Origin of the sequence: Mannheimia pernigra (assembly GCF_013377995.1) — a bacterium.
GTDB lineage: Bacteria > Pseudomonadota > Gammaproteobacteria > Enterobacterales > Pasteurellaceae > Mannheimia > Mannheimia pernigra.
On record NZ_CP055305.1, the window covers coordinates 1,948,149 to 1,971,967 of the forward strand.

The following is a 23,819-nucleotide window of genomic DNA, read 5'->3' on the forward strand; positions in this document are numbered from 1 at the left end:
AGCTTAATACCAATTTATTTATATCTATCCTCAATCTCATCAATTTCTGAGATATGCCCACCAAAAACACAAGCAGGCTCTACACCATAAGCGTGAATATCAGTCATTTGAAGTAACCCAGTCAAGAAATCAGATGGTAATCTGACAGGATAAGCACATTTGAGTAACTTTTTCGCCCCATCTTGCGTAATTAAATAAGCTGTTGTTCTAATAATAGAACGTTTAGAATTTTTTGAGGGCTTTAAATATCTAGCTAAACGATAACGCTCTACTAAATTACGCATAATCGGAAATACTTTTGCTTTTCCGTGATCAAAGAAAATGATTTCTCTGCGAGCAGGAACCTTTCTTAATACATCTTTTAAAATTTGCTTAAAATAAAGAGAAACAATTGCATCATCTTCCAAAATAATTGCTTCAGGAATGTTATTAGCAACAATATGCTCATACATTTTTATATGGCTTAATGCACAGCCTATTTCACCTAATGTTAATGGCTTTTTTGCTGCATATTTTTGGGGATAGAATTCAAAATCAATTTGTTTTAGCTGCTCTTGAGTAAGAGCTTTACCATAGACTGCATCAAAGAACTGAAAGTCAAGCTCCAAGCTATTTAGCCGTGCTGAAATTTCTTTTCTGCGAGTAGAGTCTTTTAAGCTAATAATAAAAATAGGAGGATGATTATACATAATACTAATCCTTCTTCACTGTTTCAGATAAAATGCGTGTCATATCAGTAATAAATCTCGGTATATTATGAACCTCTTTAATATACTCCACTGCTTCTAATACTAATTTAGTGCGTTTTTCATCATTTAGCATTAACTCTCTAACCGCATTTACATAAAGCTCAACAGATTCAAAACCATCACCCAAAACAGTACCCACATCTACACCAAATTTAGAGGTTAAATTCTCGGGGTTTTGATTGCTTACCAACAATGTTCCATAAGATAATGCTTCTAAAAATGACACAGGCAATGCTTCGTGAATAGATGTATTAATTAAAATTTTTGCATCTTTTAGATATTGATTCTTTAATTCACCATCTACGTGACCAGCAAAATGTAGATTAGGAACATCTTTATATTGATTAATAATTTCAGAATTTCTTTCTGCATCATAGAATGTCTGTCCTAACATATAAAAATCATATTCAGGACATTGTTTTGCTATCTCACAAAATAACCAACCTCGTTTAACAGACTCAATACGCCCTAAGAAAATAATAATATCTTTTTTAGGATAGCTAGTTACATCAAACTGTTCATCAATTTCAATTGGGTTTGGTAAATAGGTAATATCTATATTATCATCTAAGCGATAAAGCTCTTTAGCTTTATCATTTAAAAAATAACCTTGAGAAACAAATTTAATTCTATTATCTTTGTAAAGTTGATGTACTCTATCATAAGCAGCTTGATCATAATAACAAGGCTCAGGAAATAGTTCTACAGTATTAATTTCATCCCAGTCACTTAATGGTCTAGGATCTTGAATCCAGAAAATGAGCTTTTTCTCCTTATCTGGTTCAATCATTATTGGCAGGTCAAAGGTCGTTTCAATAGTTAAATACGCATCATAATTTTGATTTCTTAACCATCTTTTCGCAAACCACTCTTTTTTCGGAATTTCATAAACATTTACGCCATCAATAATATGCTTTCTAGCAAACATTCCAAAATTTCTTGATGTATTTTTTAATAGAACGTCAACCTGAATATCATTATTATTTAAGTATTTAGCAACTAATCTACGTGCTAAAAAACCATATCTGCCGAATCCTGTTCCCAAAGCACCGAAATATTCATTAATAAGTAGTGCAATTTTAAATTTTTTCATTGTTTAATCCTATTATCTGATTAATAAGTGAAATAAATTTTCTCTTTATTTCAATTTCACTAAATTTTTTAATATGAATATTCATATTATATTTATAAAAGTCAATTTTTGACTGCGATTCTAACAAGCTTAACGTTTTAGCAACAAAAGTTTCATTATCTCCCATTTCAACAAGCTCACCACATTTACCATCATCTAAGATTTCTCTTGGACCAGTAGGGCAATCCATAGCAACGACAGGTGTATTTAAGATCATACTCTCAAGCAAAACAGTCGGCAGCCCCTCTCTTTCAGATGTATGGAGAAATAATTTGGCATTCTTTATATACGGATATGGGTTTTCTATTTCACCAAGTAGAAAACAATTTTCTTGTAAACCTAGCTCATTAATTAAATTTTTTAGATTTCTTAATTCCGCCCCATCTCCAATAATCAATAATTTCTCTTTTCTACCTTTCTTAACTAATTGATGAAAAATGCTAATTAAATCAGAATGTCTTTTTATTTTATCTAGTCTAGCTACTTGTATCAAATAACCATACTCATATTCATTTGGAATACTTTCTTTAGAAAGTTCCAAAACTTTCTGTGTTTCCATCGGGTTAAATAACACTTCTAGCTTGTCTGGGGATACATAATTTAGCAACTGTAGCCTCATATCTTCACAAATAGTAACAATCTTACTATATTTCCCCAATAGGTTTATATCTTTGTCTCTAATTTTATCTATTGCCAAGTGTTGCCATCTAATAATAGGGCATCTTAATCTATTAAAATCAATATATGGATCGAAATGGTTACTAAAATTAATCACAACATCATATTTTCCTTTTAAAATATGATCCATAAGCCATTTCTTCTTATTTTTCTTTTCCTTTATATTAAGAAGTTTATAGTTAAGTTTTTTTATCCAACTTATATTTCTTTCAGAATATAAATTCTCTTTATATGAATAATAATGCTCATCAAATAAATATTTGACACTAATATTCTTAGGTATTAAATGATGGAATACATTTTTTTCTGTATCATAATCAATCAGAACATCTATATAAATTTCTTCTTCATACTGTAAAATAGAGAGATAATTTACTAAAATTCGCTCTATTCCTCCCATAACTAACCACTTATGTAGAAATAATATTTTCATTGATAGTCTCATTAAATAATTAGCTTGATAGCAATACGATCATTACTTAGTTTTAAAATTTATCGAACTGCTCACTACTGTCGTCAATAATACTTGGTTTGCTGATGTAATTAGAATTGGTCTAGTTTTTTACAAAATCACGCTTATATTTTCGATGGCTTTGAATATTTTTCTCCGCATCCTTTTTATCCCATACTTGCAATTCCCAAGGATAGTAAAAGTTGCTTGCATTTTTAAAATAGATATGAATACCAATATACTCTTCTTTATCTCGCAAATACCAATTTTTTAGACCATACTTTTCTTTCCATTCATCTAAACTTTCCATTATTTTTTCGATGGTTTCCGTATCAACAATGACTCTCGCACCAAAAATATCATTTAGAATACTATTTACAGGATAACCTTCACTACATTGATTAAAACGCTCTATCTTATAAACAATAGATTCTGATGTTTTTACCCGATAAAAATAAGATATGTCATATAAATCTGCACGATATAAATAATCATTGATTGACTCATGTAGATTTAGTCGATAAGCCAGAATATGCTCAATAGGTACTTTAGAAAGAGTATGTTTAAGGTTTACTTTCTCAATTTTACTGGTTTCAAAGTAATCTTGTGAGAAAGCTAGATGAACTTTATTAATTTCATCAATCAGTTTTTCAATTTTACTTAACATACGAAAAATACCTATTTTGCATAAACAAAACCCCGCATTTGCGGGGTTTGCAATAATTAAATTATTTTGAACTTGGAATGCTGAAACGTTTGTTAAAGCGTTCAACACGTCCACCAGTATCAACAACACGTTGTTTACCAGTGTAGAACGGGTGGCAGTTGCCACATACGTCTAAGTTTAAATCTTTACCTACTGTTGAGCGGGTTTTAACTACATTACCACAAGAGCAAGTTGCAGTAATTTCTTTATATTCTGGGTGAATACCTTGTTTCATTATGGGGAACCTCTAACGAGACCATATCGCCACTTATCTTGTTAGAATTTCTACCGCTGATAAGTACCATATGTGATTAATAAAATGTTGAGTACATACTCAACGCCTAAAAAGAGTGTGTATTTTAGATAAATTTATAGCTGAGATCAACCACTAAAATAGGCTGTAGCCAAATAAAATCCTATTTTCTGTTAAATCAAATTAAATCATAAAGAATCATATTTTAAATATGATATTTTTGAATTTTTCATAAAAAATAGTGTAGAATCCAAATCTACACCCTTTCATATATAACTCATATAACATCTCAATTAGGAGTAACACAATGGCAGAACGTAAAGTGCTTGCGAATGCAATTCGTTTTTTAAGTATGGATGCTGTGCAAAAAGCTAACTCAGGTCACCCAGGTGCACCAATGGGTATGGCGGATATTGCAGAAGTTTTATGGCGTGATTTCTTAAAACACAATCCTACCAATCCAAAATGGGCAGATCGTGACCGTTTCGTTCTGTCTAATGGTCACGGTTCAATGTTAATTTATAGCTTGCTTCATTTAACAGGCTATGATCTTTCTATTGAAGATTTAAAACAGTTCCGCCAACTACATTCTAAAACACCAGGTCACCCTGAATATGGTTATGCACCAGGTGTTGAAACTACTACGGGTCCTTTAGGTCAAGGTATTACCAATGCGGTAGGTATGGCAATTGCGGAAAAAACGCTTGCTGCACAGTTTAACCGTGAAGGTCATAATATTGTCGATCACTACACCTACGCATTCTTAGGCGATGGTTGTTTAATGGAAGGGATCTCTCACGAAGCTTGTTCATTAGCAGGCACCTTAGGTTTAGGTAAATTAATTGCATTCTATGATGACAACAATATTTCTATTGATGGTCACGTTGATGGTTGGTTTACTGATGATACAGCTCAGCGCTTTGAGTCTTACGGCTGGCAAGTCATTCGTAACGTTGATGGTCATAACGCTGAACAAATCAAATTTGCGATTGAAAATGCAAAAGCAGAAACAGAACGCCCAACCCTAATCATCTGTAAAACAATTATCGGCTATGGTTCACCAAATAAATCAGCGTCTCACGATTGCCACGGAGCACCATTAGGCGATGCTGAAATTGCAGCCGCTCGTGAATTCTTAGGTTGGGAACACGCTCCATTTGAAATTCCAGCAGAAATCTATTCAGAGTGGGATGCAAAAGCAAAAGGCACTCTAGCAGAGAAAGACTGGAATGCAAAATTTGCTGCTTACGAATCTGCATATCCAGAATTGGCAGCAGAATTTAAACGTCGCAATGCAGGCGAATTACCTGCAAATTGGGAAGCAGAAAGCAAAGCGTTTATTGAAAAACTACAGGCAAATCCAGCGAACATTGCAAGCCGTAAAGCATCTCAAAATGCTATCGAAGCATACGCACCAACGTTACCTGAATTCCTAGGTGGTTCAGCAGACCTTGCAAGCTCTAACTTAACATTATGGTCTGGCTCAAAACCAATCCGTGCGGAACACAATGTAGATGGTAACTATATCAACTACGGTGTACGTGAGTTTGGTATGTCAGCAATTATGAACGGCATTGCCTTACACGGCGGATTTATTCCTTACGGTGCAACATTTTTAATGTTCTATGAATACGCTCACAACGCAGTGCGTATGGCCTCATTAATGAAACAACGTGTCTTATTCGTTTACACTCATGACTCAATCGGTTTAGGAGAAGATGGTCCAACACACCAGCCTGTAGAACAAACAGCATCACTACGTCAAATTCCAAACTTAGAAACGTGGAGACCAGCAGACCAAGTAGAATCAGCGATTGCTTGGAAAGCAGCGGTGGAGCGTAAAGATGGTCCAACAGCATTAATCTTTACACGTCAAAACCTTGCTCAACAAGAACGTACAACTGAGCAACTAGCGAATGCAGCTCGTGGTGGTTATATTTTGCGTGATTGCTGTGAAAAAGGCACTTGCCCAGATTTAATCTTAATTGCAACAGGTTCTGAAGTGGACTTAGCAATGAAAGCCGCTGATGTATTAGCCAGCGAAGGTGTAAAAGTTCGCGTCGTATCAATGCCAAGCACTAATGTATTTGATAAACAAGACGAAGCATATCGCGAATCTGTACTACCACGTTCAGTAACTAAGCGTGTAGCAATTGAAGCTCAATTAGCAGATTTCTGGTATAAATACGTTGGTTTTGAAGGGCGTATTGTAGGTATGAATAGCTTTGGTGAATCAGCGCCTGCAGATCAATTATTCAAACTATTCGGCTTTACCGTTGAAAACGTAGTTGCAAAGGCGAAAGAGATTTTATAATCCAGAGATAAAAATAAAAGCGGGAATTGAATTCCCGCTTTTTTGTTATTTGAAAGATTAAGCAAGCGGTCATATTTGCAAAAAAATTTGTAAATATGACCGCTTGACTTATCATATTTGGGCTTGTGCTAAGATTTTTTCTTGCTCAAGTGCTAATTTTTCAAGTTTGTGCTGCTCTCTGCGTTCTTCATCAATCGCTTCCCAAACATCATAAGCTTGAACAATCTTAGCCACGACTGGATGGCGAACAATGTCTTTGCTATCAAAGAAGTTAAAGCTCAGTTCTGGTACCTCTTTTAGCACTTCCATTGCGTGTTTTAAACCCGATCTTTGGCTACGAGGCAAATCAACTTGCGTAACATCGCCTGTAATCACCGCTTTGGAATTAAAACCAATTCGAGTTAAAAACATTTTCATCTGTTCTGTCGTTGTGTTTTGGCTTTCATCTAAAATAATAAAGGCATCGTTTAGCGTTCGTCCACGCATATACGCCAGAGGTGCAATTTCAATTACACCACGTTCCATTAATTTCTGGGCTTTTTCAAAACCAAGCATTTCAAAAAGAGCATCATATAAAGGACGTAAATAAGGTTCAATTTTCTGTCCTAAATCACCAGGTAAAAAGCCTAACTTTTCTCCCGCCTCAACCGCTGGACGTGTGAGCAAAATTCGGCGAATTTCTTGGCGTTCAAGCGATTCGACTGCCGCCGCCACGGCTAAAAACGTTTTACCTGTACCAGCTGGACCAATACCAAAACTAATGTCATAGCTTAAAATATTGCGGAGATAGGCTTGTTGATGTTCGCCTCGCGGTTTAATCACGCCACGTTTGGTTTTAATCGCAATTTCACCTTGTGCACTTGCTTGCCACTGGTTTTGTAATAACATTCGGCTTTCTTGAATCGCTAAATGAACATCGTCTAAATCTAACTCTTTAATTTTGCCTTTAATTGGTGCAGTTTCGTTGTAGAGTTGTTTGATTAGCTTAACGCTATTTTGAATCAGACTTGCACAATAGCGGTTTTCATCTACCGATTGAATAGTAAAGTTGAATCCTTGACGAGAAATAACCAAGTTAAAACTTTTCTCAATTAAGGCTAAATGTCCATCAAATGCACCGCAAAGTGATTTCAAACGGGCATTATCTTGAGGCTCTAAACTAAAAATAATTTCGTTCAACGTGTTACCTTCTATTAAAGTTCACCTAAAGTTTCGTGAACATTTACGGATAATTTTTTCCAAATTTCGCCACTAGATTGGCGGTTTTTTGCCATACAAATACTCGCTTTTTGGCTATCTCCCGTAAGACAAGCAGCCAATAGCGAGCGGTAAAAATTTAAGGTTAATTGGCGATTACTCGAATCATTAAAAAAAATTTTAGCGACTTGATGATACATAGATTTAAAACTATTTAAAATCAAAGCATAAACAGGTTTTTTCGCTAAAAAAGTAAACTGCCTGAACAATTTATAATCAAACTCCGCATACGCAGTTGCCGTATTTTCTAGATTCTCTAATCCGTCAAATAATTTTACACACTCTTGTGGTGAAAACTTAACAGCTTCAGGAATATAGGCTTCTGCCATACGAGTGCGTAATGAAACTACATTTGAAATGACAACAGGTAGATAATTTTTATCCAGCTTAATAATAGTACTGATTATATTTGGACCAGCAGTTTCCCAAATATTATTTACTCTTGTTGGCTTGCCATGTTGAATATGTAACCATCCGTCACGAGCTAAGCGTTGTAAAACTTCTCGTAATGTTGTTCTTGTTACCCCAATTCGTTCTGCGAGCTCTCTTTCAGCAGGAAGATCAGAATCTGCTGGAAAATGATTATTCCAAATACTTTTTACAAGATATTCTTCTGCTAAAGCTGCTGGGCTTTGGGCTTTTAAAATGCTAGTGTTTTCCATTAGCTCCTCAATATGTTTCAACACAGTTTTTATTTATGATCAATTATTGTAAATAAAAATTCAGTTGTCCCTATTATCCTTTAATCTAAACTAGATTACAATTGCAATATTATTTTCAAAGCTTGAGGTTATTATGAGTCATTTTGATGTTTTTTTTAAAAGTTTCTTAGGGAAAAGCCCTGAATGGTACAAACTCTGTATTATTGCATTTTTAATTATTAATCCTCTCGTTTATTTCTTTATTAGCCCTTTTGCAGCTGGCTGGTTTCTTGTTGCTGAATTTATTTTTACTCTTGCAATGGCATTAAAATGTTATCCTTTACAACCAGGTGGATTACTTACAATTGAGGCGGTTATTATTGGTATGACTAGCCCTACACATATTAAACATGAAATTATTGCGAATTTTGATGTTATTTTACTTCTCATGTTTATGGTCGCTGGCATTTATTTTATGAAGCAACTGCTACTTTATATTTTTACTAAACTGCTGGTTGTTATCCGCTCTAAAAATACACTCTCACTGGCATTCTGTTTAAGTGCGGCATTCTTATCTGCTTTCCTTGATGCCCTAACTGTAATTGCTGTTATCATCAGCGTAGGAACAGGTTTCTATGGGGTATATCATAAAGTTGCTTCAGGTAATAGTTTTGATGACTCAACCGATATTACCAATGATGAGAAAATTCTAATTCACAAAGAGATTTTAGAACAATTTCGTGGTTTTTTAAGAAGCCTGTTAATGCACGCTGGTGTCGGTTCTGCGTTAGGCGGTGTTATGACCATGGTGGGTGAGCCACAAAACTTAATTATTGCATCACAAGCAGAGTGGGGATTTACAGAATTTTTATTACGCGTTTTACCTGTTAGCTTACCTGTATTACTTTGTGGTATTGCCACCTGTTTTATTGTTGAAAAATTCAAATTATTCGGTTACGGCGATAAACTACCTCGTAAAGTATGGATTGTACTTGCTCGTTACAATCAACTAAAAGAGCGAAAAATGACTAAGCAAGATAAACTAAAAATGCTTGTACAAGCTATTGCTGGTATTTGGTTAATTATTGGCTTAGCATTACACCTTGCCGATGTAGGCATTATTGGTTTAACGATCATTATTATTTGTACTGCATTCTGTGGTATTACCGATGAACACGCGTTAGGTAAATCATTTCAGGAGTCAATGCCTTTTACTGCATTGCTGACAGTGTTCTTCTCAATCGTTGCTGTTATTATTGATTTAAAATTATTCGAACCGATTATTTCATTTGTATTATCTGCAGAGCCACACGATCAACTGTCCTTATTCTATATTTTCAACGGATTACTCTCAATGGTTTCAGATAATGTATTCGTGGGTACCGTTTATATTAACGAGGCTAAAACAGCATTAAATGCTGGGATTGTAGAACGAGCACAATTTGATTTACTTGCAGTTGCCATTAATACAGGCACAAATCTTCCTTCTGTTGCAACACCAAACGGGCAAGCCGCTTTCTTGTTTTTATTAACCTCTTCTTTTGCGCCGTTAATTAGGCTATCTTATGGCAAAATGGTGTATATGGCTCTACCTTATACTCTTGTTCTTTCTATTGTTGGCTTCTTATCATTGGAATTCTTGCTGCCTGCTATGACAGAATTGATGATAGATTGGGGATTGTTTGTCACACGTTAATCTAATATAGATAAGCCATACCAAATAAGGTAGAATGAAAAAACTTCATAAATATAAGGAATCATTATGCTCCATTATTTTAAAAATCTGTCACTCTCTCGTGGTGCGTGGTTTTTTCTGGTATTAAGCTGTATTATGCTAGAAGGTGTCGCTCTATACTTTCAACACGTAATGGGTTTAGTGCCTTGTGTAATGTGTATTTATGAGCGAATAGCTTTATTGGGTATTTTATTTGCAAGTATTTTAGGTCTTTTTGGCAATCGCTATGCAATTCTTCGCTGGCTAGCAATTCTGATATGGCTTATCAGTGCGTTTAAAGGTCTAATGTTATCACTTAAGCATCAAGATTATCAGATTAATCCATCACCTTGGAATCAATGCGAGTTTAAGGTAGATTTTCCGCAAACCTTACCCCTTGATAAATGGTTACCTGAGTTCTTTTCACCTGGTTCGGTGAATTGTAGCGAAAACCAATGGGAAATGTTTGGTTTTTCAATGGCACAATGGCTTATTTTTATGTTTGCGGTTTACCTCGTTTTTGCGGTGATTACTTTAATGAGTCAATTTAAACACAACCGACAAAAAAATAGTTTTATTTTCCGTTAAGGCGGATTGCAAGCGGTAAGATTTTGCAAAAAATTTGTAAAATCTTACCGCTTGTTTATTTATTAGGAGAAAAGAATGTCTAACTATAAAAATCTATCCACTAAACTTGTTCATACAGGCCGCCAAAAACGTTACACACAAGGTGCTGTTAATTCGGTTATTCAGCGTGCCTCATCCTTAGTTTTTGAAACATTAGAAGAAAAAAAACACGCCACCCAAAATCGCTATAAAGGTGCTTTATTTTATGGACGACGTGGCACACTTACCCATTTTTCACTACAAGAAGCGATGTGTGAATTAGAAGGCGGTGCGGGGTGTTATCTCTACCCCTGCGGAGCGGCAGCGGTAACAAATGCTATTTTAGCGTTTGTGGAACAAGGCGATCACGTTTTAATGACAGGTGCCGCTTATGAGCCAACGCAAGATTTCTGTAATGTCGTATTAAAACGTATGGGCGTTTCAACTACGTATTACGATCCGATGATTGGAGAAAGTCTGAAAGCACTTCTTCAACCTAATACTAAAGTGCTTTTTTTAGAGTCGCCAAGCTCACTTACAATGGAAGTACCCGATATTCCAACATTGGTAAGAGTAGCACGTGAAGTGAATCCTAACATCGTGATTATGATAGATAACACCTGGTCTGCTGGCGTGCTATTTCCAGCTCTGCAATATGGCATTGATATTTCCATTCAAGCTGGCACAAAATACTTAGTCGGACATTCTGATGTAATGATTGGTACCGCTGTTTCTAACCAACGCTGCTGGGACAGATTACGTGAAGGCTCTTATCTAATGGGACAAATGGTTGATGCCGACTCTGCCTATACGACTGCTCGTGGTTTACGCACTTTAAGTCTTCGCCTAGCACAGCACGAAAAAAGCAGTATTGAAATCGCAAACTGGCTGGCACAACGCCCTGAAGTAAAAGCCGTTTATCACCCTGCTCTTGCTAGCTGCCCAGGTAATGCGTTTTTCAAGCGTGATTTTTTAGGTGCAAGCGGTCTATTTTCTTTTGAACTTTACGAAAAACTCACGCAAGAAAAATTAGCGAATTTCTTAGAACATTTTGAATTATTTTCTATGGCATACTCTTGGGGTGGTTTTGAATCGCTGATTCTTGCCAACCAGCCAGAAGAGATTGCAAGCATTCGTCCTAATATTAGCCGCAACCTCACTGGCACATTAATTCGCATTCACGTTGGATTAGAGGCGGTAGAAGATTTAATTGCCGATTTAACACAAGGGTTTGAACGAATCAAGTAACTGATTTCAATTTTGTCAAAAACGTGGTTAATGGTGTGTGTTTTTACACACCATATTTTTTACGATATTCTCTCATTTTGGATAAATAAGGCACGTATTGTTCCGATGTTTCGATAAATGCGATTAAATCATCAAAATCCACAATGGAGAAAACTTGGCAACCATAATCACGCTCAACCTCTTGGATTGCTGAAAGCTCACCTTTGCCTTTTTCTTTACGGTTTAAGGCAATGAATACGCCAGCTAACTCTGCGTGATTGGCATTGATAATTTCCATTGATTCACGAATTGCTGTGCCAGCGGTAATCACATCATCAACTAATAAAATATTGCCCTTTAACGGTGAGCCGATTAAATTACCGCCCTCGCCGTGATCTTTGGCTTCTTTGCGATTAAAACAGCAAGGTTTATCCACCTCAAACTTGTTAGCGAGAGCTACCGCAACGGTGGTGGCAATTGGAATGCCTTTATAAGCAGGTCCAAATAGCACATCATACTCAATTTCTGAGGCCTGGATTGCTTGAGCATAATATTCGCCTAATTTGGCTAAATCTCGCCCCGTGTTGAATAAACCAGCGTTAAAAAAATAGGGGCTGATTCTGCCTGATTTCAGCATAAATTCGCCAAATTTTAGCACATTACGGCTTAAGGCAAATTCAATAAAGTCGTGTTTGTATGGTTGCATTTTGCTTTCCTCCTCTACAAGCGGTCATTTTTTCTCAACATTTTGCAAATCGCTTATTCAGGTGTAATCCATTCTACTGTCCAAGAGCCGGTTCCTTCTGGTACAAGCACTTTCGTTAAGTACGGGAGAATTTTTTTCATCTGAGCTTCCAGTTGCCAAGGTGGGTTGATCACAATCATTCCACTGGCGGTCATACCTCGCTGGTCGCTATCGGGGCGAACGGCTAATTCAATTTGCAGAATTTTACGAATGCCAGTATCAATTAAGCCACGCACAATGCGTTTAGTATGTTGGCGAAGCACAACAGGATACCAAATCGCATATACGCCCGTAGCAAAACGTTTGTAACCTTCTTCAATCGCTTTTACTACCAATTCGTAATCTTCTTTTAGTTCATATGGTGGGTCAATAAGCACAAAGCCTCTACGTTCTTTTGGAGGTAATGCAGATTTTAATTGCTGGAAACCATTCTCACGCTTAGTTTGCACATTTTTCACTTTCGCAAATTCTTGACGTAATAGCGGGAAATCATTTGGGTGGAGTTCTGTTAAAATTGCGCTGTCTTGTTCACGTAACTGTTGCACCGCTAAAAGTGGTGAACCCGCGTAATATTTGAGTTTTCCGCTACGGTTAATTTTTTTCAGAGCATCAATGTAGATAGCCACGTCTTCAGGTAAATCATCACGCTCCCATAAGCGTGCAACGCCCTCTAAATATTCACCTGTTTTTTCTGATTCAAAACTCAGCAAACTGTAACGCCCAACGCCTGAGTGAGTATCAATGTATAAAAAGCCTTTTTCCTTCTCTTTTAATGAACGTAAAATCAAAAGTTGAACGATATGTTTTAACACATCTGCGTGGTTGCCAGCGTGGAAACTGTGGCGATAACTCAGCATAATTTTCTCTTTTCTTGTAAAATATAGTTAGACGTAATTTTACCGTATTTACCCTATTTAAACTATGCAAAAATTGAAAATTCAGAACGGCTGTTTAGTTCATCAAAAACAAGTACCCTCGCCTTATTTTAGCCCTCGCCCCAACGAAAACGACATTTCACTGTTAGTCATTCACTATATCAGCCTTCCACCCGAACAGTTTGGGGGTAATTTTATCGATCTCTTTTTTCAGGGAAAACTGGATCCTACTCTACACCCTTATTTTGAAGAGATTAAAGATCTACGTGTTTCTGCCCACTGCCTGATTAATCGCAAAGGCGAGATTACCCAATATGTCAATTTTAATGATATGGCGTGGCACGCGGGCGTTTCTTGTTTTGAGGGGCGAGATAAATGTAATGAATATGCGATTGGCATTGAGCTTGAGGGCAGTAATAATCAGCCATTTACCAATGCACAATATCAATCTTTAGCTAAACTCACGCAAGCTATTCAACAAAGCTATCCACAAATTACGGATGAAAGAATAACAGGGCATAGTCATATTGCCCCAGGGCGAAAAATCGATCCAGGGCAATATTTTGATTGGGCATATTACAGAAGCCTCTTGAAATAGTTTAAAATTCAGGCTTAGCAGTAAAGGTCATTTGCTCCCCTGTAATAGGGTGAGTAATAGTTAATGATTCTGCGTGTAAACATAAACGAGGCGATAAACTTTTCGCCAGCGGATTGGCATAAAATTTATCGCCAATAATAGGGTGCCCTAATGCGAGACTGTGTACTCTTAACTGGTGCGAACGACCTGTAATGGGCGTGAGTTTCACTCTCGTAGTATTATTTTGATTATGAGCCAACACTTCGTAATGCGTAATTGCCTTCTTTCCCCGTTCATAACAAATTTTCTGACGAGGGCGATTTTCCCAATCACAAATCAGCGGAAAACTCATTTCCCCTATATCGCCAACTTTCTCACCTAATTTTCCCCAAAGTAGGGCAATATAATGCTTTTTCGGCTCACGTTCACGAAATTGGCGTTTTAGCTCTTTTTCCGCTGTTTTGCTAAGTGCGAATAAAAGAATACCGCTTGTCGCCATATCTAAACGATGGGCTGGTTCGGTAAAGCCATATTTTTTCTGCACTCGGGTCATCGCACTGTCATAATATTCAGGTTGGCTACCTGGCACAGAAAGCAAACCACTTGGTTTATTAATCACTAAAATGTAATTATCCCGATAAACCTCATCTAAAAAAGGCTCTAGCGGTGGGTTGTATTCAATTAACGCCATTTTTTTACTCTTTATTACTTACAATCACACGCAAGCAATCCAAGCGGTAATTCGCCAGTGCTATTTGTACTAATGTGTCATTTAATTGTTGCTCTAATGCCTCTACTTCATCGGCTCGAATGTTTTTATTCACCATTTTAAGTGATTCCAAGCGGTGTAATTCTGCTTTTAATTTGCAATTTGCTTCAAATTTAGCCGTTTCAATAACTGTTTTAACCTGAGGCATCACCGCTTTTTCGCTCGCTTTAATCAATTTTTCAATATCTGCTCGAGCCATTTTCGCAATTTTATTTGCCATCTGCTTATTTACAGGCTTTAACTGACGCTCAAGTCCTGCAAAGGGCACTTGTGGAGCAATATTGTTGCCTTTATTATCCACTAAAATCCGAATGGGTGTGGGTGGCAAGAAACGAGCTAAATTCAAACCTTTTGGTGCTTGAGTTTCCACAATATAAATTGCCTCAAGCAGCAAGGTGCCTGCGGGTAATTTATTATTCATCAGCAATGAAATAGCTGATTTTCCAATATCGCCTGAGGTAATTAAATCAATACCATTTCGGATCATAGGGTGATCCCAAGTCAGAAATTCTACCTCTTCACGCATTAAAGCTAATTCACGGTCAAAGGTAATTGTTGTTCCCTCTTCCGATAAACCTGGAAAATCAGGCACTAGCATATACCCTGTTGGCGTAATCACAATGCTCTGCTCGCCTAAATCTTCCTGCTCAACACCAATCACATCAAATAACTGTAAAGCAAAATTCACTAAATGCGGATTATTATCTTCCTTCATAATGTCATTGGCGAGCTGCTCCGCAACTTCTCCACCATTAGAGTTGAGTTCTAATAATCTATCTCGCCCTTTTTCTAATTCTGTTTTTAATTGTTGTTGGCGTTTACGGGTTTTCGCCAAAAAGTCGTTAAATTGTTCTAAAAGTTGCGGATTTTTCAGGAAATGTTGCAGTGCTTCATTCAACTCACGGAAAATAGCGGTTCCCATCGGGCAAGTTTCTTCAAAGGCATTTAAACCTTGATGATACCATTGTGCCAACATCTGTTGAGCCGATAAATTAAAACAAGGCACATAAATTTGGATATCATTTTTCTGCCCAATACGGTCTAAGCGTCCAATGCTCTGCTCCAATAAATCAGGGCTATCTGGTAAATTAAACAACACTAAATCTTTAGCGAATTGGAAGTTTCGTCCTTCTGAACCAATACTTGAGCTAATCAGAACTTGTGCCCCTTCCTCTTGTTGAGCAAAATAAGCAGCCGCTTTATCACGCTCTACAATCGACATTTTTTCGTGGAAAACGGCAGAGCGAATCGCCTCACGCTCACGCAGCACTTGCTCTAAAGCAATTGCGGTCTCGGCTTGTTTACAAATCACCAACACCTTTTCTTCTCGATGGTTTTTCAAAAAAGTTATCAGCCATTCAATGCGAGGATCAAATTCCGTCCATTTCGCATTTGGGTTCATTCGCTGAAATAAATACTCTGGATAAAGTAAATCAGTTTGGCTCACGCTACCCATCATTCCCATCACTTTTAAAGCATTTTGGTATTGCTTCGGCATTTCCAAACTAATTTGATGGTATTCACGATGAGGGAAGCCTTTCACCGCCTGACGAGTATTTCTAAATAGCACTCGGCTAGTGCCGTGTCTGTCTATCAGCTCACGAATTAGCTCTTGTCGTGCCTGCAAGCGGTCATTTTCGTCCGATTTTTTGCTATTGATCGCACGAAACATTGGCTCAGTATCTTGCTCGCTTAACAGTTCCGCAATGGTATTTTGTTCCTCATTGGTTAAAGGCTTATCGCTTAGTAATGTAGAAACTGCATCCGCAACGGGCTGATATTGCATTTGCTCCACCACAAAACGATGGTAATCATAAAAGCGATCTGAATCTAATAATGCTAAGCGGGCAAAATGGCTCTCTTGTCCTAACTGCTCAGGCGTTGCAGTTAAAAGGAGTACTGATGGAATTTGTTTCGCCAACTGCTCAACAAATTGATAGCCTACCGAGGCTTGTGCCTCCGACCATTCCAGATGGTGTGCTTCATCAACAATCAGTAGATCCCAGTTTGCCTCAAGCACTTGCTTTGCTCGTTGAGGGGCTGTTTCTAACCAGTTCAGTGAGGTAATCACTAAAGATTCGCTCTCAAATGGATTCTCGTTTGTGTGATCGTGGTTTTCGTCTTGCTGATCAAAATCTCCACAGCGTTCTTCATCAAATAAAGAGAATTTCAAATTAAAACGACGCAGCATTTCAACTAACCATTGATGTTGTAAACTTTCTGGCACCAGCACTAAAACACGCTCAGCTCTGCCACTAAAAAGTTGTTGCTGTAATATCATTCCCGCTTCAATTGTTTTTCCTAAACCCACTTCATCCGCAAGCAAAACACGGGGCGATAAACGCTGCCCCACTTCTTTAGCAATATGTAATTGATGAGGGATAAGACTTGCACGAACGCCTCGTAAGCCTCTTAACGGCGATTGATATTGTGCCTGTTGGTGTTCTAACGCTCGAAAACGTAACGCGAAACGATCACTGCGATCAATTTGTGCTGAGAAAAGCTTATCTTGCGGTTTGCTAAAGCTAATTTTGTGATCGAGCAACATCTCGGGCAAAACAACATCTTCGTTATTATCTAGCCGTTTTCCTAAATAAATAGCAACGCCTTGATTTTCAACAACCTCTGTGACATCAAGCTGCCAACCGTCAAGGCTGCTAATTCTATCGCCTGCTTGAAATCGTACACGAGCTAAAGGTGCGGCTGAAATCGCATATACTCGCTCTTCTTCTGCTGCGGGAAAGTGAATAGTCACCGTGCGATGATCCACCGCTTTCACAATCCCTAAACCTAAATTATTTTCCGATTCACTTAGCCAACGCTGACCGACTAAAAACATACTTTCCTCTAAAAATTAGTTCATTCTTTTTATAAAGTCACATTTTAACAAATTCTCTCCTTAGTCTGCTTTAATATTTTTGCAAAAAAGCTTAACAAAAAGACCGCTTGTGCGGTTAAAACACACAAGCGGTCTTTTTTTAATTAGATCCTACAAATTATTTATTGTCTAAATCTAATTCTGCTTTATATTCAATGTGATCTTTGCCTTCTAATTCAATATCAACATCTAATTCTTGTTTATTACGCTTAAATTTTAAATCTGCATCTTTATCTTTGATTTCTGATTTAACTAAATCAAAGCCTTTGCTTTTAGCGTGTTCAATTGCTTTTTCTGCTAAACCACGCACATCTGTCCCTTTAACGTGATATTCCACTTCAAATTCGTTCTTACCTTGAAGCTCTGATTTAATCAGCTCACCCTGTGGCTGATAAATTTCTTCAGGAACAGCGACAGCTTGAGCAAATGCAGTTGCATAAGCGAAAGTGGTTAGAACTAATAATGCTTTACTTACTTTTTTCATAAGAATCTCCTATTCTCTTGTGTTAAAAGTTGAATTATTTATCAACTTAATACTGTGACTGAACATCTTTTACTTAGTTCATTTAATTTATAAAAAACTTTTAAAAAGTTTAAATGCCTGCCTATCTGACATACTAGCTAAGTAATCGCAAATCACTCTCGCTCGTTTATTTTCTTCTGTACTCTGTTGCCAACGCTCACGCACATTGTTCGGTAATAATCGTATTGGATCACTACTTAAAATATCAAAAAGCTCCATTAAAATACGCTGCCCCTTTCGCTCAACTCGCTGGGTTTTCACATCACAAATCACATACTGATACACAAAATCTTTCAAAATTTTCAGCACGCAATCCACATTATCAGGCAAGTAGGCGTTGTAACGTAGCAACGGCTCATCAAATTCAGGGAGTTCTTTCCAACGCACGTTGGTAATAAAGTGATTGACTAAAGCCCCTATTGCATCTTTACGTTCATAACGGTGCTGCGAAAATAATTTTTGGCTTATATCGGGCAAGCGTTCTTTTATCCAATCCGAACTACATTCAGATAATAATTTTTCAGCATATTGCCAAGATTGTAGCGTCACCATTCCGCCTACTATCGCATCTTCTAAATCGTGAACACCATAAGCAATATCATCTGCCAGCTCCATAATACTGCAATCCAACGATTTATAGCGGGTTTTATTTGGTTTTTGGGGATCTTCATTTTGTTCCACTGAACAAAATTGGCATCGGTCTTTTTCATTGAGTGGGGCTAATACCCAATCAAAAAAATGTTTGTCATCATCAAAAATCCCTTTGCTTTGTGGAAAATAATGCAAATTGATATGATGAGCTTCTTCTATTTCTACAAGTTCAACAGGAGAGCTTTTGGATAACAATGATGGATATTTCATCACGCCAAGCAATGTTCGGCGAGTCAAATTCATACCTGCATTTTCGGTGTAAGGCTCAAGTTGAGTCATAATGCGGAAAGATTGTGCATTCCCTTCAAAACCACCCAATTCACGCATTTTGTAATTTAATGCCATCTCGCCGCCGTGCCCGAAAGGCGGATGCCCGAGATCGTGAGCAAAGCAGAGTGATTCAATCAAGCTACGAGAAGGCAATAAAGCGGTTAAATTTTCTTCATTTTTTGCAAATTTTTGATCAGAACAAACCGCTTGAAAGCCTGCTTTATCATCTAATAATTTCTCACGCAAACTACTGCCTATCTGAGCCACCTCAAGAGAGTGAGTCAAACGAGTACGATAAAAATCGTCCTCGCCCACTGCGTGAATTTGCGTTTTCGCCTGTAAACAACGAAATGCTTCAGAATGCAACAATCTTGCTCTATCTCGCTGAAAAGGCGAGCGGTGATCCTGCTCTCGCTTTTGGTCTGACAAATAACGTGCTGTCCAAACGTCTGAAATCATACTGCCTCCGTTTTCCACGACCTACTTTTCTTATATAATACCGTTATTTTCACTCTTTATATCACAACAATTCGCATCAAAACAATGGCTATTTTTTATTCCGATAAATCTGCAAAAAAATCACAGAAAACGACCGCTTACCAAACTGCACAAATTCAAGCTTTAGACTATCAAGGCTTAGGCATTGCTAAAATTAATGGCAAAACGTGGTTTATTGAAAATACCTTGCCTGGCGAGCAAGTCGAATTTAAAGTGCTGGAGGAAAAACGCCAGTATGGGCGAGGGCAAGCGGTGAAATGTTTCAAAAAATCGGCAGATCGTAGAACGCCAAGCTGTGAGCTTTATAACAAATGCGGAGGCTGCCAAATGCAGCATATTTCCCTTAATTTGCAACGAGAGGCTAAACAAAACGCTTTAGTTCAACGCTTGCAGAAATTGCAAGTCAACAAGATTCATTTTCAGCCGATGATTGTAGGTAAGGATAAAGGCTATCGCCGCCGCACAAAGCTCAGTATTGCTATTCAAAATGGAAAAACCGTAATGGGTTTTCGCTTGCAAAATTCTCATCAAATCATACCGCTTGCACATTGCGAAGTATTGGTTGAGCCGCTTTCCAATCTCTTACCTAAACTGCAATGCCTTGTAGCAGGCTGGCAAAACAAGAAAAAACTCGGACATATTGAATTGGTGCAAGCAGATAACACTACCGCCCTATTTTTACGCCATTTAGGGCAATTATCGGCACAAGATCGTGACATTTTTCTTCAGTTTGCCAAACAGAATGCCCTTTCTGCTTTTTTGATGTATCAAGAAAATCACATTGACCATCTTTATGGCGAATTGCCTTATTATGAAATTCAAGGCTTAAAATTGCATTTTTCGGTTCGAGATTTTATTCAAGTCAATACCGAGCTGAATACAAAAATGGTGGAGAAAGCCCTCGAATGGCTTGAGCTTTCCGATGATGATCGTGTGTTAGATCTATTTTGTGGAATGGGCAATTTTACGCTTCCAATCGCCCAACGTGTAAAATCGGTTGTTGGCGTGGAAGGCGTTGAGCCGATGGTGGAACAAGCTCGTACGAATGCAATTGCAAGCGGTCTAAAAAACGTGGAATTTTACCAAACCAACCTAGATGAACCCTTTGCTGATAAACCCTGGGCGAAAGAGTCTTTTAATAAAGTACTGCTCGACCCAGCCCGCAACGGGGCATTGTTCTGCTTAGATCACCTTGTCGCCCTCAACCCCGAGCGAATTGTTTATGTATCTTGCAACCCTGCCACACTCGTGCGAGATGCAGAAAAACTGCTGCAATGTGGCTACCGCTTAGAAAAAGTGGCGATGATTGATATGTTCCCCCACACAGGGCATTTAGAATCCATTTCGTTGTTTTTAAAAGATAATTAGAGACTTTTATAACAAAGAAAATAATAAACCACACCAGCGGTAATCGTACACAACGCCATTGCATAAAGCATCGGGGCTGCACTGATAATTGTGATATGCGATAACCCTGCCCCCACCAACGAAGCAATACCAAAACGAGCCGTGCCGGCAACACCATTTGCTGTGCCTGCCATTTGGGGGTAACGGTCTAAAATCGCAGCTGAGGCATTGCTGCCAATAGTGGAAAGCATTCCGATATAAAATGGCACGCCTAATGCCATTGCCCAGAAACCCAGCTCAAATATCGCCGTCAAAGCAAGCCAAATACCACTTAATACTTGTAATGCTAAGGCAATTTGCAACATTCTTTCCGAGCCGACTTTGACCACCATTTTGGTGTTGATAGTAGTCATTATTACCATCACGACCATATTCAAACCAAAGAAATAGCCAAAATATTCCTGAGAAATGCCATAAATACCAATATAAACAATTGAGCCTGATGTAAGAAAACAAAAAATACCCGCAAAGGTTAAACCACCAATCAGCACATAACCCAAAGTGGATTTATGCAATAAAAGTTCAGAGAAGTTTTTCAGACTTTTACCAAAACTCAACGGTAAACGTTTTTCTTTTGGTAGCGTTTCAGGGATTTTCCAACTGATTAATACCACACAAAGCAATCCCATTGCCATCAATACATAAAAAATTGAATGCCAATGGAAATATTTCGCCATATAACCACCTATAATCGGTGCAAGTAACGGCGCGAGCATAGAAATAATCATAATGATAGACATTAAACGGGCAAATAGATTTTTCTCAAATAAGTCTCGCACCAATGCGCCAAGCACCACCGCAGGCGCAGCAGCACATAAGCCTTGAATCAACCTTAGCAAATAGAAAATGTTGATATTTTCCACTTGGGTAAGACAATAAGCGGCAATCGACGAGCCGATTAGCCCAATTAGAATAATCATCTTTCGACCAAAACTGTCTGCTATAGGCCCCAAAAGAGCTGACCAAAACCAAAACCGAATGCATATACCGCCAAAGTGATTTGCACTTTTTCTTGCGAAATGGCTAAATCTTTGGCTATGTCTAAAAATGAGGGCAAGTACATATCAATCGCTAGCGGCGGTAGCATTCCCATCATTCCTAAAATGAGAAAAAAACTCACACTTGGTTTTTTACTTTCCATTAAAATCGCTCTATCTCGTCTATTGTAAGTGGACGAAATTCGCCTTCTCCCAAATCATCATCTAAAACAATATCGCCAATTCGCCAACGGTGTAATGCTTCGACTTTATTACCAAGTGCAGCGAACATTCGTTTGACTTGATGATAACGCCCTTCACTAATGGTACAATTCACATTGTAATCGTCTAAAATTTCAAGCTGAGCTGGCAAAGTTAGCTCTTTTTCGCCACGTAATAAAATGCCCTCGGCTAATTTTTCGGCATAAAAATCTTCTACTGGATCGGCGAGGGTAACTAAATAGGTTTTTTCACAATGATGTTTCGGCGAAGTAATGCGGTGTGACCATTTTCCGTCATCGGTTAATAGCACAAGCCCAGTGGTATCCACATCTAGCCTACCTGCGGTGTGCAATTTGGTCATTAGCGGATAATCGAAAAATTGGAACACGGTTGGATATTCGCCATCATCGTGCGAGCAAATATAGCCTTGTGGTTTATTGAGCATAAAATACTGCCCAGCCTCCACCCACTCTAGTTTCTGATCTTCGTAATAAATGTCATCTTCTTGGCTGATTTTTGCCGCACCGCTTTTTTCAATGTTGCCATTTACGGTAACGATGCCACTTTTGAGTGCTTTCGCTGCTTGTGAGCGAGTTAAACCTGTATTTTCTGCAATAAATTTATCTAAACGCATAGTTTCTCTTGATGAGTAAATTTCTTGATTTTTCTGACCGCTTGTAGATTGGACATTATAGCACTACTTCACGCACAAATTCGCTCTCTAATTCAACCAAAGGCAAGCTAGAACCTTGCCACGCTCGCAATAATTGATGTTGCATTAAATTGAGCGTATCCAATCCTGGAAGGCTGTTTGGCGTATATTGGTAAGCAATGCGAGCTAATTGTGTTAAGCCTAAACTGCTCTCAAGGCTTGAGCTAATAACCGCCTTTAATCCTAACGAATGGGCTTGCTCAATCAGTTTTACACATTTTGGCAACGAGCCTGTTAGCGTGGGTTTGATGATAATAGCGGTCAGATTTTGCTCTTTTTTTACTACAAAATTCGGCTCTCGAACGGTTTCGTCCCACGCAATCACTATGCCTGTTTGCTGGGCAAATTGACGGGAAAGCTCAGGCGAATGGCACGGCTCTTCGATAAATTGAATGCGTAGTTTGTTGGCATTTGCAATTTTTTCGGCAAATTTGACCGCTTGTGGTAAGCTCCATTGGCGATTGGCATCAAGCCTAAGCTGTAAAGTCGGGAAAGTGGAGAGCAGCCAATTCGCCTGTTCGCCTTCTTTTTCAGGCATTACGCCAATTTTTAATTTGCCGACGCTATTTATTGGCGTAAATTTTGTTAAATCGCCATAGCACAAGGTTGCGGATTGATAATTGCCCTGCTTGCCTAATTGGCCACTCAATTCCGCCAACGCACAACTTAGCCCAAAAGCAACCGAGGGAAAAAGTGCATCAAGCGAATTCTCCTCGCCATTTTGCCAGGCTTTTAACCAATTTTTAGCTTGGCTTTCAGCTTGTGATAAGTTCTCTTCGCTAAAAGTAGGTAAAGGTGCAATTTCACCCCAGCCAACTTGTTCTTGCTCTTGCAAAAAAACGACTAACCCAGCACGTTCGTGTAGCTTTTTTTTTCGTAATACCACGCCTGTTTGAATGGGCAACTGGTAACGGTATAAATTCGCCTTTCTCATAAGCTTCCTTAAAATTGGTAAATTTTTACGATTATTCTACCGCTTGTTTTTAT

Annotated in this window: 21 protein-coding genes and 1 pseudogene; 6 read left to right on the top strand and 16 right to left on the bottom strand. The window is 38.1% G+C overall.

Annotated elements, in window-relative coordinates; genetic code table 11:
- Positions 1–14: 14 nt before the first annotated feature.
- From HV560_RS09335 to rpmE, 5 genes are all read right to left on the bottom strand, one after another.
- The gene (locus HV560_RS09335; RefSeq protein WP_176812716.1) at positions 15–689 is read right to left on the bottom strand and encodes a glycosyltransferase family 25 protein; all 675 of its coding nucleotides are present in this window, start codon (positions 687–689) and stop codon (positions 15–17) included.
- A gap of 4 nt (positions 690–693) precedes the next feature.
- Positions 694–1,842: a glycosyltransferase family 4 protein gene (locus HV560_RS09340; RefSeq protein ID WP_176812717.1), complete on the bottom strand. Its 1,149-nt coding sequence runs from the start codon at positions 1,840–1,842 to the stop codon at positions 694–696.
- Positions 1,829–2,992, bottom strand: a complete 1,164-nt coding sequence (locus HV560_RS09345; protein WP_176812718.1) for a glycosyltransferase — start codon at positions 2,990–2,992, stop codon at positions 1,829–1,831. Before HV560_RS09345 ends, HV560_RS09340 begins: the two co-directional genes overlap by 14 nt.
- A 121-nt stretch (positions 2,993–3,113) precedes the next feature.
- Complete coding sequence (locus HV560_RS09350) at positions 3,114–3,677, bottom strand: nucleotidyltransferase family protein (RefSeq protein ID WP_176812719.1); 564 nt, start codon at positions 3,675–3,677, stop codon at positions 3,114–3,116.
- Positions 3,678–3,738: 61 nt separating this feature from the next.
- Complete coding sequence (gene rpmE, locus HV560_RS09355; RefSeq protein WP_006249284.1) at positions 3,739–3,951, bottom strand: 50S ribosomal protein L31; 213 nt, start codon at positions 3,949–3,951, stop codon at positions 3,739–3,741.
- A 310-nt stretch (positions 3,952–4,261) separates the two neighbouring features.
- On the opposite strand from rpmE, the gene tkt reads away from it, so the two are divergent.
- A complete protein-coding gene (tkt, locus tag HV560_RS09360) occupies positions 4,262–6,283 on the top strand; it encodes a transketolase (RefSeq protein WP_272955350.1) in 2,022 nt (673 codons plus the stop codon).
- 111 nt (positions 6,284–6,394) lie between these two features.
- Here tkt and HV560_RS09365 read toward each other — a convergent pair whose 3' ends face one another.
- Both HV560_RS09365 and fadR read right to left on the bottom strand, forming a co-directional pair.
- Positions 6,395–7,462: a PhoH family protein gene (locus tag HV560_RS09365; protein ID WP_176812721.1), complete on the bottom strand. Its 1,068-nt coding sequence runs from the start codon at positions 7,460–7,462 to the stop codon at positions 6,395–6,397.
- A gap of 14 nt (positions 7,463–7,476) precedes the next feature.
- A complete protein-coding gene (gene fadR / locus HV560_RS09370) occupies positions 7,477–8,202 on the bottom strand; it encodes a fatty acid metabolism transcriptional regulator FadR (RefSeq protein ID WP_176808795.1) in 726 nt (241 codons plus the stop codon).
- A gap of 133 nt (positions 8,203–8,335) precedes the next feature.
- Here fadR and nhaB point away from each other — a divergent pair, with 133 nt between their 5' ends.
- From nhaB to metC, 3 genes are all read left to right on the top strand, one after another.
- On the top strand, positions 8,336–9,877 hold the full coding sequence (gene nhaB / locus HV560_RS09375) for a sodium/proton antiporter NhaB (RefSeq protein WP_176808796.1): 1,542 nt from the start codon (positions 8,336–8,338) through the stop codon (positions 9,875–9,877).
- Positions 9,878–9,943: 66 nt separating this feature from the next.
- Positions 9,944–10,483, top strand: coding sequence for a disulfide bond formation protein DsbB (dsbB, locus tag HV560_RS09380; protein WP_176812722.1), 540 nt, complete (start codon positions 9,944–9,946; stop codon positions 10,481–10,483).
- Between the two features lie 75 nt (positions 10,484–10,558).
- On the top strand, positions 10,559–11,749 hold the full coding sequence (gene metC, locus HV560_RS09385; protein WP_176812723.1) for a cystathionine beta-lyase: 1,191 nt from the start codon (positions 10,559–10,561) through the stop codon (positions 11,747–11,749).
- A 43-nt stretch (positions 11,750–11,792) separates the two neighbouring features.
- Here the strand turns inward: metC and pyrE are convergent, their stop codons facing one another.
- Together pyrE and HV560_RS09395 are read right to left on the bottom strand one after the other, a co-directional pair.
- Positions 11,793–12,434 (bottom strand): orotate phosphoribosyltransferase, encoded by a 642-nt coding sequence (gene pyrE, locus HV560_RS09390; protein ID WP_176812724.1) that lies wholly within the window; start codon positions 12,432–12,434, stop codon positions 11,793–11,795.
- Between the two features lie 53 nt (positions 12,435–12,487).
- Complete coding sequence (locus HV560_RS09395) at positions 12,488–13,330, bottom strand: 23S rRNA (adenine(2030)-N(6))-methyltransferase RlmJ (RefSeq protein WP_159630738.1); 843 nt, start codon at positions 13,328–13,330, stop codon at positions 12,488–12,490.
- A gap of 64 nt (positions 13,331–13,394) precedes the next feature.
- On the opposite strand from HV560_RS09395, the gene ampD reads away from it, so the two are divergent.
- Complete coding sequence (ampD, locus tag HV560_RS09400) at positions 13,395–13,946, top strand: 1,6-anhydro-N-acetylmuramyl-L-alanine amidase AmpD (protein ID WP_176808800.1); 552 nt, start codon at positions 13,395–13,397, stop codon at positions 13,944–13,946.
- A 1-nt stretch (position 13,947) separates the two neighbouring features.
- Here the strand turns inward: ampD and rluA are convergent, their stop codons facing one another.
- From rluA to HV560_RS09420, 4 genes are all read right to left on the bottom strand, one after another.
- Positions 13,948–14,616, bottom strand: a complete 669-nt coding sequence (gene rluA, locus HV560_RS09405) for a bifunctional tRNA pseudouridine(32) synthase/23S rRNA pseudouridine(746) synthase RluA (RefSeq protein WP_176808801.1) — start codon at positions 14,614–14,616, stop codon at positions 13,948–13,950.
- Positions 14,617–14,620: 4 nt separating this feature from the next.
- On the bottom strand, positions 14,621–17,533 hold the full coding sequence (gene rapA, locus HV560_RS09410) for an RNA polymerase-associated protein RapA (protein ID WP_176812725.1): 2,913 nt from the start codon (positions 17,531–17,533) through the stop codon (positions 14,621–14,623).
- 157 nt (positions 17,534–17,690) lie between these two features.
- The gene (locus HV560_RS09415; protein WP_176812726.1) at positions 17,691–18,056 is read right to left on the bottom strand and encodes a hypothetical protein; all 366 of its coding nucleotides are present in this window, start codon (positions 18,054–18,056) and stop codon (positions 17,691–17,693) included.
- 87 nt (positions 18,057–18,143) lie between these two features.
- Positions 18,144–19,475 carry an anti-phage deoxyguanosine triphosphatase gene (locus tag HV560_RS09420; protein WP_176812727.1) on the bottom strand — a complete coding sequence of 444 codons (1,332 nt, stop codon included), beginning with the start codon at positions 19,473–19,475 and terminating at the stop codon, positions 18,144–18,146.
- Between the two features lie 84 nt (positions 19,476–19,559).
- Between HV560_RS09420 and rlmD the strand changes: the two genes are divergently transcribed.
- Complete coding sequence (gene rlmD, locus HV560_RS09425) at positions 19,560–20,882, top strand: 23S rRNA (uracil(1939)-C(5))-methyltransferase RlmD (RefSeq protein ID WP_176812728.1); 1,323 nt, start codon at positions 19,560–19,562, stop codon at positions 20,880–20,882.
- On the opposite strand, the pseudogene HV560_RS09430 reads toward rlmD, so the two are convergent.
- The 3 genes and pseudogenes from HV560_RS09430 to menC form a co-directional block, all read right to left on the bottom strand.
- Positions 20,879–22,062, bottom strand: a pseudogene (locus HV560_RS09430) (Bcr/CflA family multidrug efflux MFS transporter). The gene rlmD and the pseudogene HV560_RS09430 sit on opposite strands and share 4 nt — an antisense overlap.
- Entirely contained in the window at positions 22,062–22,754 is a 693-nt protein-coding gene (gene rsuA / locus HV560_RS09435) for a 16S rRNA pseudouridine(516) synthase RsuA (RefSeq protein WP_176810235.1), read from the bottom strand. Before rsuA ends, HV560_RS09430 begins: the two are co-directional and overlap by 1 nt.
- Positions 22,755–22,809: 55 nt before the next feature.
- Positions 22,810–23,766 (bottom strand): o-succinylbenzoate synthase, encoded by a 957-nt coding sequence (menC, locus tag HV560_RS09440; RefSeq protein ID WP_176812729.1) that lies wholly within the window; start codon positions 23,764–23,766, stop codon positions 22,810–22,812.
- Positions 23,767–23,819 lie beyond the last annotated feature (53 nt).